14 protein-coding genes are annotated in these 16165 nt (G+C 54.8%); 3 read left to right on the top strand and 11 right to left on the bottom strand.

Translation table 11 applies throughout. The annotated features are described in order from the left end of the window. Positions 1 to 60: 60 nt before the first annotated feature. Positions 61 to 1533, bottom strand: a complete 1473-nt coding sequence (gene ilvC, locus ACT3R7_RS01700) for a ketol-acid reductoisomerase (protein WP_193092690.1) — start codon at positions 1531 to 1533, stop codon at positions 61 to 63. 193 nt (positions 1534 to 1726) lie between these two features. Here ilvC and ilvY point away from each other — a divergent pair, with 193 nt between their 5' ends. After that, positions 1727 to 2605, top strand: a complete 879-nt coding sequence (gene ilvY / locus ACT3R7_RS01695) for an HTH-type transcriptional activator IlvY (protein WP_193092689.1) — start codon at positions 1727 to 1729, stop codon at positions 2603 to 2605. A gap of 34 nt (positions 2606 to 2639) precedes the next feature. On the opposite strand, the gene ACT3R7_RS01690 is transcribed toward ilvY, so the two are convergent. Beyond that, positions 2640 to 3356, bottom strand: a complete 717-nt coding sequence (locus ACT3R7_RS01690) for a GntR family transcriptional regulator (protein ID WP_193092688.1) — start codon at positions 3354 to 3356, stop codon at positions 2640 to 2642. Between the two features lie 98 nt (positions 3357 to 3454). Continuing rightward, on the bottom strand, positions 3455 to 3808 hold the full coding sequence (gene uraH, locus ACT3R7_RS01685) for a hydroxyisourate hydrolase (RefSeq protein WP_192537804.1): 354 nt from the start codon (positions 3806 to 3808) through the stop codon (positions 3455 to 3457). A gap of 118 nt (positions 3809 to 3926) precedes the next feature. Between uraH and uraD the strand changes: the two genes are divergently transcribed. Beyond that, positions 3927 to 4466 (top strand): 2-oxo-4-hydroxy-4-carboxy-5-ureidoimidazoline decarboxylase, encoded by a 540-nt coding sequence (gene uraD / locus ACT3R7_RS01680; RefSeq protein ID WP_193092687.1) that lies wholly within the window; start codon positions 3927 to 3929, stop codon positions 4464 to 4466. Positions 4467 to 4556: 90 nt separating this feature from the next. Here the strand turns inward: uraD and ACT3R7_RS01675 are convergent, their stop codons facing one another. Both ACT3R7_RS01675 and ACT3R7_RS01670 read right to left on the bottom strand, forming a co-directional pair. After that, a complete protein-coding gene (locus ACT3R7_RS01675) occupies positions 4557 to 4955 on the bottom strand; it encodes a phasin family protein (protein ID WP_192537806.1) in 399 nt (132 codons plus the stop codon). A 197-nt stretch (positions 4956 to 5152) separates the two neighbouring features. Beyond that, positions 5153 to 5848, bottom strand: coding sequence for a glutathione S-transferase N-terminal domain-containing protein (locus ACT3R7_RS01670; RefSeq protein ID WP_192537807.1), 696 nt, complete (start codon positions 5846 to 5848; stop codon positions 5153 to 5155). Between the two features lie 353 nt (positions 5849 to 6201). Between ACT3R7_RS01670 and ACT3R7_RS01665 the strand changes: the two genes are divergently transcribed. After that, on the top strand, positions 6202 to 7893 hold the full coding sequence (locus ACT3R7_RS01665; protein ID WP_192537808.1) for an L-lactate permease: 1692 nt from the start codon (positions 6202 to 6204) through the stop codon (positions 7891 to 7893). 76 nt (positions 7894 to 7969) lie between these two features. On the opposite strand, the gene ACT3R7_RS01660 is transcribed toward ACT3R7_RS01665, so the two are convergent. The 6 genes from ACT3R7_RS01660 to ACT3R7_RS01635 all read right to left on the bottom strand — a co-directional run bounded on the left by ACT3R7_RS01660 (position 7970) and on the right by ACT3R7_RS01635 (position 16157). Continuing rightward, positions 7970 to 8494 (bottom strand): gamma carbonic anhydrase family protein, encoded by a 525-nt coding sequence (locus ACT3R7_RS01660; RefSeq protein ID WP_193092686.1) that lies wholly within the window; start codon positions 8492 to 8494, stop codon positions 7970 to 7972. Between the two features lie 38 nt (positions 8495 to 8532). After that, positions 8533 to 11535 (bottom strand): FAD-binding and (Fe-S)-binding domain-containing protein, encoded by a 3003-nt coding sequence (locus ACT3R7_RS01655; RefSeq protein WP_193092685.1) that lies wholly within the window; start codon positions 11533 to 11535, stop codon positions 8533 to 8535. A 16-nt stretch (positions 11536 to 11551) separates the two neighbouring features. Then, on the bottom strand, positions 11552 to 12769 hold the full coding sequence (locus ACT3R7_RS01650; RefSeq protein WP_193092684.1) for a pyridoxal-phosphate-dependent aminotransferase family protein: 1218 nt from the start codon (positions 12767 to 12769) through the stop codon (positions 11552 to 11554). 79 nt (positions 12770 to 12848) lie between these two features. Beyond that, entirely contained in the window at positions 12849 to 14036 is a 1188-nt protein-coding gene (locus ACT3R7_RS01645) for a CaiB/BaiF CoA transferase family protein (protein ID WP_193092683.1), read from the bottom strand. A 19-nt stretch (positions 14037 to 14055) separates the two neighbouring features. After that, the gene (locus tag ACT3R7_RS01640) at positions 14056 to 14862 is read right to left on the bottom strand and encodes an enoyl-CoA hydratase/isomerase family protein (protein ID WP_193092682.1); all 807 of its coding nucleotides are present in this window, start codon (positions 14860 to 14862) and stop codon (positions 14056 to 14058) included. An 11-nt stretch (positions 14863 to 14873) separates the two neighbouring features. After that, on the bottom strand, positions 14874 to 16157 hold the full coding sequence (locus ACT3R7_RS01635; protein ID WP_417420101.1) for a TRAP transporter large permease: 1284 nt from the start codon (positions 16155 to 16157) through the stop codon (positions 14874 to 14876). Positions 16158 to 16165 lie beyond the last annotated feature (8 nt).

Below are 16165 nucleotides of genomic sequence, written 5' to 3'. Positions count from 1 at the left end.
CGAGCGTATCGTGTGGGATAGCTCGGCTTTCCTGAGACTAGCTAACGCTCAATCCGTGAATTAAACGATCTTCTTCATATCGGCCATGTGGCCACGCAGCACAGCGCCGACGGCTTCCACGGGGTGTGCGCGAAGCGCATCGTTGACTTCGATCAGCCGCGCGTTGTCCACGCCGTTGTCGCCCACATTCAAGCCTTTACCGATGACATCGGACTTGATGTCCTTCATGAAGTCCGCCAAGAGCGGCACGCAGGCGTGGTTGTACAGGTAGCAGCCGTATTCCGCGGTATCGGAAATCGTCGCGTTCATCTCGTAGAGTTTCTTGCGCGCGATGGTGTTGGCGATCAGCGGCGTTTCGTGCAGCGATTCGTAGTAGGCAGACTCGGCGATAATGCCCGCCGCGGTCATGGTTTCGAACGCAAGCTCAACGCCCGCCTTCACCATAGCCACCATCAGAATGCCGTTATCGAAGTACTCCTGCTCGGAAATTTCAACGTCGCCAGCAGGCGTCTTCTCGAAGTTGGTTTCCGCGGTTTCTTCACGCCATTTGTGCAGGTTGGCGTCGTCGTTGGCCCAGTCTTCCATCATGGTGTGCGAGAAGTGGCCACTCATGATGTCGTCCTGGTGCTTGTTGTAGAGCGGACGCATGATGTCTTTCAACTCTTCGGCCAGGTCGAACGCCTTGATCTTGGCCGGGTTGGAAAGACGGTCCAGCATGTTGGTCACGCCACCGTACTTAAGCGCCTCGGTGATGTTTTCCCAGCCGTACTGGATCAGCTTGGAGGCGTAACCCGGCTCGATACCCTCTTCGATCATCTTGTCGAAGCAGAGAATAGAACCGGTTTGCAGCATGCCACAAAGAATCGTCTGTTCGCCCATCAGGTCGGACTTAACTTCCGCGATGAAGGAAGACATCAATACGCCAGCCTTGTGGCCGCCGGTGCCCACAGCGTAAGCTTTCGCCAGGGCAAGCCCTTCGCCTTTGGGGTCGTTGGCTTCGTGTACGGCGATCAAGGTGGGAACGCCGAAACCACGCACGTATTCGGCGCGAACCTCAGAACCCGGGCACTTGGGCGCTACCATGATGACGGTCAGGTCATCACGAACCTTCATGCCCTCTTCCACGATGTTGAAACCGTGAGAGTAGGACAGGCAAGCGCCTTCTTTCATCAGCGGCATAACGGCGTTCACTACCGCTGTGTGCTGCTTATCCGGCGTCAGATTCAACACGACATCCGCCGTCGGGATCAGCTCTTCATAGGTACCTACCACGAAACCATTTTCAGAGGCGTTTTTCCAGGATTGACGCTTTTGCGCAATGGCTTCAGGACGTAGCGCGTAGGAAACGTCCAAGCCGCTGTCACGCAGGTTCAAGCCCTGGTTGAGACCTTGCGCGCCACAGCCGATCACGACCATTTTTTTGCCTTTCAGCGCGTCGACCCCATCAGCAAATTCAGAGCTGTACATGAAACGACATTTTGCAAGCTGAGCAAGCTGTTCGCGTAACGGCAAGGTATTGAAATAGTTAGCCATGATTAACATCCTGATAGTTGATTCTGCGCGGTCGATGTCGCAACACCGCCCGGAAAAAAGTGACACGCCCGCTCGATGCAAAAGTCAGCGCCGTGTGAGTAGGACCAATCTACCCAAAAACGACTCTTTCTTAAATTGATATATTTGCAACAGCATGTCCCTTTTTTCACAAAACATCATTATGATGGCACTCATGAACTTCAAACTCTTGAAACAATTCCTCGCACTAGCGGAAACGCTGCACTTCGGCCGGGCCAGCGAAGAGTGCTACGTCAGTATTTCTGCGCTGTCGCGCAACATCCGCCATATGGAAGACGAGCTAGGCGTGGCGCTGTTTAACCGCGACAACCGGACCGTGATGTTGACTCGGGAAGGCCAGAAGTTTCTTGAGTATGCCCGCGAGGCCAGTAGCCAATGGAACCTGATTCGCCACGAGCTGACCGACAACCCAGGTCAGTTAAGCGGTGAAATCAGTCTGTATGGCTCGGTGACGGCAAGCTACAGCTTTTTGCATGAGCTGCTGCGCCGCTTTCGTATCGCCTACCCGGCCATCGAGATCAAGCTGCGCACCGGCGATCCGGAACACGCCATCGCCCACGTGCTGGATGGCAAGGAAGACCTCAGCATCGCCGCAAAGCCTGCCCATCTACCGCGCGGCCTAGCTTTCAAGCCCATCGCCACATCACCTTTGCTGTTTATCGCCCCTTTAGAGCAGCAGGTGCCGAATGCGCCAGCCGGCACGCCGATCACGCCGGCCGAGTGGGCGAACATTCCCATGATCCTATCGGAAAGCGGTGTCTCAAGAGCGCGGGTGGATGAGTGGTTTCGCAAGCTCGACATCTCACCGCGTATTTATGCCCAGGTCACCGGTAATGAGGCCATTGTCAGCATGGTGAGCCTGGGCTTAGGCATTGGCGTGGTGCCTAAAATCGTTCTCGACAACAGTCCGTTGATGGACCGCATTCGAGTGCTCGACGTGACGCCAGAACTGGCGCCCTATGATATCGGCCTGTTTATCTTGAAGAAGAACCTGAAAAATCCGCTGGTCGAAGCGTTCTGGAGCTTGATGTAAGCCTTTCATGCGCCTCGGGTAATTGGGCCAGTCTTCACCCACCGAATATTTGCTGCAGATCAGGGACGTTCTCTTCTTCTTCGACCATTGAAAGTGACGCTTCAATAGCCTTCAAATGGCGGCTCATAAAGGCCTTGGCACGTTCACCGTTACCGGTTTCCAGATATCCGATCAGGTCATCGTGGTCATGAGATTCGCAGCCTAAATGACCACGATGACCGTATACTGCGAGAATAAGTGAAGAACGCGAGCAGAGTCGTTCGACAAACTCAGCGAGCGTTGCGTTGCCTGATAGCTGAGCTAGACGCACATGAAAGTCTGCTGATAGGCGGATGGCGCTGCTTTGCTGACCGCTGCGCAGCGCCTGGCGTTCTTGGCGGGCCATGTCACGCAACTCAGCGGCTTCTTTCTCACCAATCCGCCTTGCCACATCGGGCATTAGTCCGCATTCGATAAGCTGGCGGGCATCGAAAACATCTTTGGCTTCTTCCGCCGTAGGCCGTGTCACGCTAGCCCCACGACGCGGCGTCAGGGTTACCAACTGCTCTAGCGCAAGGCGCTGCAATATTTTGCGAATGCCGGTACGACTAATACTAAAGACCTCGGCAAGCGCATCTTCACGTAGCCGAGCGCCGGGCTTTAAGCGCTGCTCAACAATCGCATCGCTTACTGCGCGATAAATAGCCTCGTGGCGCTCATCAGCCTCTTTTTCTGGAGCGACTCGCTTCGCGGTCGCCTGCGCATCACTCATGTAGCTCTCCTGTCCCCTACCTTCTGGCGTCTTTTAGGACACCATCATACCGTGCTTAGCGTTGTTTTATGAGATATCGGCAAATGGTGAGATGGCTATCAACTGCCACGGTAAGTGGAATAACCATAGGGGGATAACAGAAGCGGCACATGGTAATGCTGGCTTGAGTCGGCTACGCCAAAGCGCAAGGGGATAACGTCTAAAAAGCGCGGCTCATCGTCTTCAACGCCCTGGACACGTAAATAGTCTCCAGCATGAAACACCAGCTCGTACTCACCGGGCGTAAATGCCTCGCCTTCCAAAAGCGGCACGTCACAGCGGCCATCCATGTTAGTCACCGCTTCGCCCACATGCTCGCGATGCCCTGCGGCCAGGCGAAATATCTCAATGGTGATTCCGCTGCCCGGCTGACCTTTTGCAGTATCCAACACGTGGGTAGTTAAACGGCCCATAACAACTCCTTGTTACTGGTGAGTGATCGCGACTCGAACAAAGTCATCGATCTAGATTACCTTCGTGGTGTTTATATTGTATACATGATTAGCATCAGAGCACGCTTAAGGAATCGTCATGTCTTCTGAAACCATATTAATGTTGCACCCCCGCCCTAGCGAGCAATCGCTAAGCGCTTTTGTTGCTCACTACGGCGATATATATGAGCACTCGCCCTGGGTTGCCGAAGCGGCTTGGCAGCAAGGGCTGCGAGAAGAGCATGATTCTCCAGGGGCGCTTGCGATACTGATGGGCAAAATGTTGCAAAATGCCCCCGCTGAGCAGCAGGTGGCCATTATTCAGGCCCACCCGGATCTTGCCGGGAAAGCAGCGCTTGCGGGGGCGCTGACCCAGGACTCTACTCGCGAACAGGCAGGCGCTGGACTAGATAAGTGTTCTAAAGAGGAGTTTTCTCGTTTTGAAGCGCTAAATGAAGCTTACAAAAACAAGTTCGGCTTTCCGTTTGTTATCGCCGTAAAGGGTCTTGACCGACATGCCATTTTGGCGGCGTTTGAAGAGCGCTTGCATAATGATGTGTTAACCGAGCGCGCAACGGCCATTGAGCAAATCGTCCGCATTGCCTGCTTTCGGTTAACCGCCCGGGCCTTAGGCGAATAATTCGTCCACGTGGCTTGCGCCCATAAAAAAACGCCGCGCCGAAAGGGCGCAGCGTTTTTCGCTGCCAGGGGGTTAGCAGCTTAAAAAGGCTTACTGCTTATTGGTACCCGCGGCTTTCTGAGCATTGTCAGCCGCCTTTTGAGTATTATCGACCGCCTTCTGGGTATTTTCTTCAGCCATTTTTTGGCTTTCCTGCATAAAATCCTGACCGATAGAAGATACTTTTTCAGAATCTCCTTTTACACGTTCCATGAAATCACCGGCAGCACGCTGCTGACTTTCCAGGGCTTTTTTGAAGCTGTCGGCATCTTTAACATCAAGCCAGGTGCGAGCTTGAGAAATGGTCATGTCCGAGTAGGCGCGAGCAGCGTCAATTTGGGCACCCATTAACTTTTCGTAATAATCGAGCGCTGCCAGCGTGTAAGAACGCATGGGCGATACAAAAGCAGACTCAAACTGTTGATTGGTGTTCTCTGCAGTTTTCATCATCACGACATCTCCTCGAGTTGGCTAGCAGGTCGCCGCCCGTTCGTGGTGGAGGCGATGCTGATGCGTTGGCATTGGCCAGCGCTACCCCCAAGCTAGCAGCGCTTTTTGTGCAGCGCAACATGATTTTATTAAACGGCTTGCCTATCGTCAGAAATTCTCATAAAAAAAATATTAAAAATCAGAATCTTAATTTATTTTTAACTTAAATCACGAATGGTTAAGGCGTTGCCTGCTACGCCGCCGTGAACCGTCAACATACGCTTAAACCACTCATCCACCGGGTCGTTTGGCTCGGCAAGTGGCTCAAGCGATACGGTATGTGCCCACATCATGCTGCCAAACAACAGATAATCAGCACCACTCGGCGCTTCTCCATCGATAAAAGGACTGCTGCGCAGCTGGTCCCGCACGGGTGCCAACGCCTGAGTTAGCTGCTGCCTGCCCTGTTCGGGGTTATGGACCTCTGCCAGGGGCATGCCAAACCGGGCTTCACGGGTTTTACGGAAATAGTCACGGTCATCGGGATGAATAGCATCTAATAGATCCAGCGCAACAATGCGGAAAAGCCCTGGCGTTACGCTACGCTCGACAAAGTATTTAAAAAATAGCGCGCGCTGGTAGTCGACACCCTCGCCCAGTACAGGCGACTCTGGGTAGGCTTTATCCAGATAGCGCATGATCTCAAAGCTATCGGTAATTATCTGCTCGTTATCACATAGCACCGGGACTTTATCGTAGTCAGCGAAGGCCAGTGCCTCTTTGTCCTCAAACCGCCAGGCAATGGTATCGAATTCAAGCTTTTTATGGGCCAGCGCCATCCGCACGCGCCAGCAGTAAGGGGAAAAACGTAATCGTTCATCACGCCCACATAGGTCATAAAGCGTTCTTGTCATCTTTTTATCCTTACCGTTAATGGTCAGATGGGCTACAGCAAAGCTGATTAATAGACTTTGAGCTTAATGCACGGGCTATACAAGAGGAGCTTTTAAGCCCTGTCTTTTAGTCTAATGAACGGCGCCTTAAATGCTGCTTAAAAATACTTATAAAAAACAATTAAAACAAAACCTTAATTAAAAACACCATATATTTATTGGGTGCTTAAATCGCCGCCAATCTGGTCAGACCAATTTTCCAATAGTGTTATTTCCTGAACCGGGTCGTATCTTTCACCCTACTCGCGTTTAACGCCTAAAACGTTAGATGACGACGGTACATACCTAATAAATAACAGGGGCGATTTTCTCCTATGAATGAAACAACACTTGCTCTCTTGGCTTTCCTGCCACTACTGCTAGCAGGTATTTTGCTTGTTGGGTTTAAAGTACCTGCAAAAATAGCCATGCCTATCGTTTTCTTAACTGCGGCAATCATTGGTCTGACCGTTTGGGAGATGTCGTTTACCCGTGTAGTTGCTTCTACTATTCAAGGGCTTATCCAAACAGCAGGGCTTCTATGGATTATTTTCGGGGCTATCTTGCTGCTTAATACCCTTAAGCACTCGGGCGGCATTACGGCTATCCGCAACGGTTTTTCAGGGATTAGCCCTGACCGCCGGGTTCAAGCGCTGATTGTTGCATGGCTATTTGGCTGCTTTATTGAAGGGGCTTCTGGTTTTGGCACCCCCGCCGCAGTAGCGGCTCCCTTGATGGTTGCTCTTGGCTTCCCAGCGCTGGCAGCGGTTGTCGTGGGTATGATGATCCAGTCAACGCCCGTTTCGTTTGGTGCTGTGGGCACGCCCGTCGTGGTTGGGGTAGGCAGCGGCTTGGATCGCGCCGGCATTACGGCTCAGCTTGAAGCCAATGGCTCGACCTGGAACGAATTTTTCCGACTGATCACCAGCGAAGTCGCTATTACTCACGGCATCGTGGGTATCCTGATGCCCTTGATACTCGTAATCATGATGGTGCGTTTTTTCGGGGCGAACCGTTCCTGGAAGGAGGGCCTTTCGATTACGCCGTTCGCCATCTTTACCGGTATCTGCTTCGTTGTACCGTACATGCTGGTAGGCGTGCTCTTGGGACCTGAATTCCCCTCCATGATTGGTGCCATGGTCGGCCTGGCGATCGTCGTCCCCGCGGCGCGTAAAGGCTTCTTGCTGCCCAAAGATACCTGGGACTTCCCTGAGTCTACTTCCTGGCCGGATGAGTGGATTGGTAACCTGCAGATCAAGCTGGACGATGTGGCTGGAAAGGCCCCGATGTCGACCCTTAAGGGCTGGATTCCTTACGTACTGCTGGCGTTGTTCCTGGTCGCCTCGCGGACCATTGAACCACTGCGTGTGGCACTTACCTCGATCAACCTGAGCTGGAATAATATTCTTGGCGAAGCCGGTGTCAGCGGTGGTGTTCAACCCCTGTATCTGCCGGGCGGCATCATTATCGCGGTGGTATTAATAACTTATTTCCTGCACCGCATGAATCCCCAGAAGATCAGCGCGGCAGTGTCGGAATCCACCAAGACGATTTTCGGCGCCGGTTTCGTGCTGGTGTTCACGGTTCCGATGGTGCGTATCCTGATTAACTCCGGCGTTAACGGGGCTGATTTGGTTTCCATGCCGGTAATGATGGCCCAGGCCGTGGCCAGCGGCGTTGGCGACATCTACCCGTTCTTTGCCCCGGCCGTGGGTGCCATGGGCGCCTTTATTGCAGGCTCCAACACGGTTTCCAACCTGATGCTGGCAGAGTTCCAGTTTAACGTTGCTCAAACCCTGGGGCTATCTACAGCCATGATGGTTGCGCTTCAGGCCGTCGGTGCGGCAGCGGGTAATATGATCGCGATTCATAACGTGGTCGCAGCCTCGGCAACCGTAGGCTTACTTGGCCGCGAAGGCGCGACGATTCGTAAAACGATTATCCCGACCATCTACTACCTGGTGTTTACCGGTATTATCGCGTTAATCGCTTTTTACGTGATTGGAATTACCGATACGCTGATGTAGGCCTAACAAGCTATTGGCATAAAAAACCCCAGACACTGTCTGGGGTTTTTATTGAGCGCCTGTTTATGACATACGGCTAATCGATTCGCTTTAACTCCTTGGCATGCTGCTGGCCTTTGATAACGTAGCTTTGTGCGTTTAGCTTTAAACCTTCTACGGCATCCGCCGAGAGTTCCCGCACTACCCGAGCGGGCGAGCCAACAATCAGGGAGTTGGGGGGAAAAGTGGCGCCTTCTTTAATAAACGCGCCTGCACCTACCAGGCTATTTTCACCAATTACCGCGCCATTGAGCACGACAGCCTGAATACCGATCAGGCAGCCATCGCCCACGGTACAGCCGTGTAGCATTGCTTGGTGGCCGACCGTTACACCTTTACCTACTTTAAGTGGGTAGCCGGGGTCAGCATGCAGTACTGCGCCATCCTGAATATTGCTCTCTTCCCCTATTTCCAGGTGATCGCTGTCACCGCGTAGCACGGCCTGATACCACACGCTTGAACGCGCGCTTAAGGTCACCTGCCCGATCACATCCGCCGTGTCCGCGACATACACGTCTTCGTGTATCGCTGGGCGGTGCTCACCATATTGGTAAATAGCCACATTAACCTCCTGATCATTATTATTAATCGCCTTCTTGGTTAGGCTAACGCCTGTTCCAGCAGTCGGGCAACATGAATAGCTTCTCGGCCACTGCCATCCTTAATCTGGTGGCGGCAGCTGGTACCGTCGGCAACCAGAACAGCGTCTTCTTCAGCTTCACGAATGGCCGGCAGAAGCGAAAGCTCAGCCATTTTAAGCGAGGCCTGGTAATGCTCGGCTTCATAGCCAAAGCTCCCCGCCATACCGCAGCAGGAAGACTCGATGGTTTTGACCTCAAGCCCCGGCACCCAGCGTAGCACCTGTTCGACCGGGCGCAGCGCATCAAAGGCCTTTTGATGACAATGGCCATGCAGCAGGGCCTGCTTATAACCTGAATGTTTGAGTGCCAGCGGCAGCTCACCGGCCTCATGGGCAGTCACCAGAAACTCTTCAAATAAATACGCCGAGTCGGCGAGCGCTCGGGCTTGTTCACCAAACCCATACTGCAGGAACTCATCGCGCATGCTGAAAAGACACGATGGTTCAAGCCCCACGACCGCCACGCCGCGATCGATAAACGGCATCAAGTGATCAAGCGTTCGCCTGGCTTCTGCCTTGGCTTTCTCGAACTGGCCGGAGGATAGATAAGTACGCCCACAGCACAGCGGCCGCTGGCCCTTAGTGACGTTGAGGTGTACCCGATACCCGGCGGCTTCCAGTACGCGCTTAGCGGCTTTGGCGTTGTCGCCTTCCATATAATTATTGAAGGTATCGACAAACAGCAGTACCTCGCGCTCAGCGACTTCGTGACTTGCCGCTTTGTGGTTGCCTGCCAGGAAGTTACCTTTGAAGGCAGGCAGTGCTCGCTCCGGGGCAAAATTGAGCGTCTTTTTGACTCGGTTGGCCAGAAACGGGGTGCGCTCCACATAGTTCATTAAGCCTGAAAAGCGGCTCGCCCACGGCGCATAGCGCGGCATCTCACCGACCATGCGATCACGCAGCGACAGGCCTTTCGCTTTGGCGCGCGCGGTACGCGCTTCAATCTTGAACTTGGCCATATCCACGCCGGTCGGGCATTCGCGTTTACAGCCCTTGCAGGAAACACACAGGTCGAGCGCTTCTTTAACAGCGTCGCTGGCAAGCCCCTCCTCGCCGAGCTGGCCCGAAAGCACCAAGCGCAGCGTATTGGCCCGCCCCCGCGTTAAATGCTGCTCGTCTTTGGTCGCTCGAAAGCTTGGGCACATGGTGCCTGCATCAAACTTGCGACAGTGGCCGTTGTTGTTGCACATTTCGACCGCCATGGCGAGTCCATGGGTAGGATCGCCTGCGGTACCGGGCGGCGTCTGCTCGCCGGTTAACGGGTCGCGCTTTACGTTCCAGGCTGACCAATCAAACACCGGCGTAATCGGAATCGTCTGATACGTTCTGGGGAACCGGAAATAGCGCTCGTCATCCATTTTCGGGGTATCGACGATCTTGCCGGGGTTGAACAGGTTCTGCGGGTCAAACAGCGCCTTGATCTCGCGAAAGGCATTGTTAAGCGTATCGCCAAACTGCCAGGCGACCCATTCGCCACGACAGATGCCGTCGCCGTGTTCACCGGAGTAAGCGCCTTTGTATTCACGCACCAGCGAGGAAGCCAGTTCGGCGATCTCGCGCATTTTTTCAGCGCCATCGCGGCGCATGTCCAGAATCGGCCGTACGTGCAACGTACCCACGCCGGCATGGGCATACCAGGTCCCTTCGGTGCCGTAGCGGTTGAACACCTCGGTAAGCTTGTCCGTGTACTCGGCCAGATGTTCAAGAGGCACGGCGCAGTCTTCAATAAACGAGACCGGCTTGCCGTCGCCCTTCATGCTCATCATGATATTGAGCCCCGCCTTGCGCACATCCCAAAGCGCTTTCTGCTCCTTTGCTTCGGGCATATTCACCACGCTACCCGGCAGCCCCAAATCACCCATTAACTCGTTAAGCGCGCTCAGCGCCGCCAGTTGCTCGGCGTGATCGTGACCGGCAAACTCCACCAGCAAGATGGCTTCGGGCTTGCCGATTAGAGCTTTCTCTATCACCGGACGAAACGCGGGGTTTTCAAGGGCAAGCTCAATCATGGTTTTATCGACCAGCTCGACCGCCATGGGGCCGAGCTTGACGATATGCTGGGTTAAATCCATCGCCTGATAGAAGGTGGGAAAATTCACCACGCCCAGCACCTTTTGGCTGGGTAGCGGGGAAAGCCGCAGCTTGATGCGGCTACTTACCCCAAGCGTGCCTTCCGAGCCAATCAGCAGGTGAGCTAAATTTAATCGGCCCTCGGGGTCATAAGGGATGGGGTTCTGGCAGTCGAACAGATCCAGGTTATAACCCCCGACACGGCGCAGCACTTTAGGAAAATGCTCGCGAATCTCCGGGCTGACGCGCTCGGCAATCGCCTTGACCTTTTGGGCGAGCTGCTGCTCCCGAGAGCCCTCGGCCAGGCTATCTACAAAGCTAAACCGTGCTTCAAAGCCATCGGCGAGTATCGCGTCGATGCCCATTACGTTATGCACCATATTGCCGTAATAGATCGAGCGCGATCCGCAGGAGTTATTGCCGGCCATGCCGCCGATGGTGCACTGGGCGCTGGTCGAAACATCCACCGGGTACCAGAGCCCGTAAGGCTTTAGCCAGGCGTTGAGGTGATCAAGCACCATGCCGGGCTCCACCACCACCGTCTGCGCTTCAGCGTCGAACTCGATGATCTGGTTAAGCCAGCGCGTGGTGTCGATAACCAGCGCCTCGCCGACCGTCTGGCCACACTGGCTAGTGCCTGCACCGCGCGCCAGCACCGGCACACGGGCATCACGGGCGATATCCAGAGCAATCTTGAGATCCTCCTGGTGGCGGGGGATCACCACGCCCACCGGAGTAACCTGATAGATCGAGGCGTCGGTGGCATAGCGCCCCCGGGTTGCCTGATCAAACAACACGTCGCCTGCCATTTCCCGGCTTAAGCGCGCCGCCAGCTCCCCGACGGGTTTAATTCTGGCGTCGCGCAATGGGGGCTGTTTCGTCAGTGATGTCATGTGACTCTCCCCATCATTAACGCTCTGAAGTGCCTGTGCTAAGCGGATTGTTGGCAAAGTAGTCCAGAGCAGCCGTGACGCCACTGCCCTGTAAGTTAACGTCCGCAAGCTTCATCCCGGCTTCACAGCCGCCCAGCGTGGCAATCAGGGTAAGATCATTGCAGTCGCCCAGGTGGCCGATGCGGAACATCTTGCCTTTGGCCTTGCCCAGCCCCATGCCTAGCGACAAATCAAAGCGCTCGTAGATAATCTTGCGAATCTCATCGGCATCGACTCCTTCAGGCATCACGACACCCGTGAGTACAGGGGAATAAAGCGCCGGATCCTGACACTGAATTTCCAGCCCCCAGGCCTCGACCGCCGTACGCACGCCAGCGGCCCAGCGCTGATGGCGCGCCAGCACGTGGTCAATGCCTTCATCCAGCAGCATATCCAGCGCTTCATTGAGGCCATACAGCAGGTTAGTACTGGGCGTATACGGCCAGTAGCCCTTCTGGTTGGCTTCCAGAATTTCATCCCAAGCCCAGAAACTTCTGGGAAGCTTGGCCTCCCGGCTAACTTCAATCGCCTTGGGTGAAAGCGCGTTAAAGCTAATCCCCGGCGGCAGCATCAGCCCCTTTTGTGAGCCGGATACGGTGACATCCACGCCCCACTCATCGTGGCAATAGTCGGCGCTGGCAAGTCCGGAAATGGTATCCACGATAAGAAGCGCCGGGTGCCCGGCGGCATCGATAGCGCGGCGCACGGCTGCGATATCGCTGGTTACCCCGGTTGAGGTTTCGTTATGCACTACACACACCGCTTTAATGGCGTGTTCGGGGTCATTGGTGAGGCGTTCCTGGATCATGTCGGCCTGAACGCCTTGACGCCAGCCCTCATAACCCGGCAGGCCGATAAACTCAGGCACAAGACTCAGGCGCAGCGCCATTTTCTGCCATAGCGTGGCAAAGTGGCCGGTCTCGAACATCAACACCTGATCGCCCGGCGACATGGTGTTAGCGAGTGCTGCTTCCCAGGCGCCGGTACCCGAGGCCGGATAGATAATCACCGGGTGCTCTGTTTTAAAGACCTTTTTAACCTTGGACAGTAGCTCCAGCCCCAAGGCGCCAAATTCAGGCCCACGGTGGTCAATGGTGGGTAGACTCATTGCGCGCAATATGCGGTCTGGCACCGGTGATGGGCCTGGGATCTGCAGAAAATGACGGCCGGATGGGTGAAAGTCGAGTTTCAGCATGGTGTGTGCCTCTTGTTATTGTTGCCGGTTAAAGCCTGAAAAAATGGATAATGAATGCATTTATGGGTTTTAAAAAAACCTACCTGATGCAGCCCTCAGCCCGCAGGTAGCTTAGTTCGTCATCAGCAAAGCCCATTCCCTCAAGCACCTCATCGGTATGCTGCGCAAACAGCGGTGCTGCGCTGCGTATTGTCGAAGGCGTCAGGGAGAACTTGCTGGGAAAGCCGATGGTTTTCATTTTGCCCATTACCGGGTGTTCCATCTCTTCCACCATGCCGCGGGCCAGATAGTGCTCATCGGCCATGGCATCGGCGAAATTATTGATAGGCCCGGCAGGCACGCCAGCGCTATCGCAAAGCGTTAACCACTCATCCACGCTTGCCTCGGCCATCAACTCTTCGAGCAGCGCTTCCAGCTCATCAACGTGCTGGCCACGGTCGTGGTTGGTGATAAAGCGCGGGTCTTCCATCAAGGCTTCACGCTTCAATACGTCGCGGCAAAACCGCTCCCAGGTACGCTGGTTGGCGCAGCCCAGCATCAAATACCCGTCGCGCGCTTTTACCGCCTGATAAGGTGCCGATACCCGGTGGCGCCATCCAGTCGGGCCCGGCACCGTGCCCTCAGAAAAGTACGCCGCCGCTTCCCAGGTAAACCAAGGCAAGCCACACTCGGTAATCGCAATATCAATATGCTGGCCTTCACCGGTGGTCATCTTATGAATATGCGCCGCGAGTATTGAGTAGACCGCGGTGATGCCCGCCCCGATATCGTAAACCGCAATCCCGGTTTTCAGCGGACGCCTTCCCTCCTCGCCGGTCATCGACATCAGTCCGGTCATGCCCTGGGCTACTAGATCGAACCCACCTTTATGGCTGTAGGGGCCGGTCTGGCCATAACCTGAAATCGAGCAGTAAACGATACCGGGGTTGATGGCTTTGATGGTGTCGTAATCGATCGCCAGCGATTTAGTAACGCCTGGCCGGTAGTTCTCGACGATTACATCGGCATCACCCGCCAGGCGGTAGAATATCTGCCTTGCCCGTTCGTCCTTGAGATTGAGTGAAATGCTTTTTTTATTGCGATTGATCTGCGAAAAGCAGGTGGATTCCCCATTCACATAAGGTCCCATCTGGCGGCTATCATCACCGCCGTTGAGCTTTTCAACCTTGATGACCTCAGCGCCCATATCGGCCAGCACCATGGTGCAGTAAGGCCCTGCCATGATTTGGGAGACGTCCAGCACTTTTATATTTTGTAAGGGAAGCATATGCCTTCCTCCTTCTTGTTTAGCGGCCCGTCCACTCAAACGACGTTTTATTGACGAACTTACCCACGGCAGCGGCAAAGTCGCGGCTCATATAGCAGGTCGTTACCCAGTCATCGCTGGCATCCGCTTCAAGCCTTCGCTGCTCAAGCGCACGGTTGATCAATGCTTTGCTGGCCTGCAGGGTAAGCGGCGCCCGCTTGGCAAAGTCTGCTGCGAGCTTGGCGACGTCAGCGTAAATGGTCTCGGCGGCAAAGACGTGGTTCACAAGCCCGGTGGCGTGCGCTTCTTCAGCGCCAAATAGCCGCGCCATCATCAGCACTTCCTTGGTGCGAGCCACGCCGACCATGTCGATCAGGCGTGATACGTTATTGATCGACAGCGTATTGCCCAAAGTCTTGGCGATGGGCACCCCGAACTTCATGGTCGAGGTGGCGTAGCGGAAGTCGCATACCAGGGCAAGCGCGGCACCGCCACCCACGCAGGCCCCTTCAATCAACGCCAGGGTCGGCTTGGGGAAGCGCTCGAGCTTGCCCACCACCTGATCGATCCGGCGTTCATAGCCGATGGCATCGTCAGGCTTTGAAAAGTTGGCAAACTGGGTAATATCCGTGCCCGCAACAAACGCCTCGCCGCCTACCCCGTGAAGCACCACGGCGTGAACCTCGTCATCACCCGCCAGAACATCGCAGTAGTGTTCCAGGGCGTTGTACATCTCCCAGGTCATTGCATTGCGGCTTTGCGGGCGGTTAAAACCGATCCAGGCAACACCGTCGCGAATTTCAAAATGCACGCTGTCGGTTAGCGGTGAATCATGTGAATCTTTCATAAATGACTCCCTTAGCCGTAGATAAAGTTAACCAGCGCCAGTGCAAACGCGGGGATATAGGTGTTGATCATCAAAATCGTGAACAGCACCGCGATAAACCACAGGTTGGTTTTGGACGTCGCCCAGATATCCGATTTGGCAATCGAGCATGCGGCAATTAGTACGCTGGCCACGGGCGGCGTCTGCTGTCCAATCGCCAGGTTCAGCGTGACAATCAAGCCAAAGTGCAGCGGATCGATACCCACTTCCAGGACAAGCGGCAGCACGATAGGCACGACCAGAATAATCGCCGCGGCCGAGTGCAGGAAAATTCCCAAAATCAGGAAGATGACGTTCAAAAGGGCCAGAATGACGTATTTGTTATCCGTCAGATCGCTGATCTGCATGGCAATTTCCTGGGGCACGCGGGTCTCGGTGAGATAGCTGCCCACCACCGCAGAAGCCGCCACCAGCAGCATTACTACCGCCGTTTGCACACCAGCACTTTTGCACGAGTCGATAAAGTTTTTGATCGTAAACTCGCGATACACCACCGCACTGATAAAGATCGCCACGCACACAGCAAGGGCCGCGCCTTCGGTTGCCGTCACAAAGCCACCAAAAATTCCGCCCAGGATAATGACGGGAATCAGCAGCGCCCAAACCGCTTCCTTCAGGGCTTTCCAGAGTACAGATACCCGGAAACGCCCTTCAGAAGGAAAGTTGTATTTTCGGGCAAGGTAGTAACACATGGCGGCTAGCCCCATGGCGCCTAAAAGCCCAGGAAAAATACCCGCCACAAACATCTGTACCACGGACTCACCGGACATCACCGCGTACAGGATCATGGGAATCGACGGCGGCAAAATGATCGCAAGGCTCGCCGCGGATGAAGAGATGGAGGCGGCAAACTCTTTCGAGTAGCCCTTTTTACGCATGGCCGGAATCAGGATACTGCCGATCGCCGACACCCCCGCCACCGATGACCCCGAGATTTCAGCGAAAAATACCGAAGCTCCAATAGTCACCATGGAAAGCCCGCCCTTGATAAACCCGACCATGGCCATGGCCAAATCGATCAAACGCCGCGAGATACTCGATGCATTCATGATCGCACCGGCCAGGATAAACAGCGGAATGGCGATCAGGGGAAAGTTCGTGGCCCCCTCGAACATAGTCATGCCGACCGTCGGCATCGCCATGCTGCCGTAGGTCATAAAGGTGGCAATGGTGCCGACTAACGCCAGGGCAACGGCCACCGGCACATTGATCAGAATCAGCACGATCAATGCGATGAAGATATACAGTATGGTCATGCTGGCTA

This window comes from Halomonas sp. AOP43-A1-21 (genome assembly GCF_052376775.1).
GTDB classification, from domain to species: Bacteria; Pseudomonadota; Gammaproteobacteria; order Pseudomonadales; family Halomonadaceae; genus Vreelandella; species Vreelandella colorata.
The sequence above is the reverse complement of the archived record's forward strand: the minus strand, read 5'-3'. Positions and strand labels throughout refer to the sequence as shown.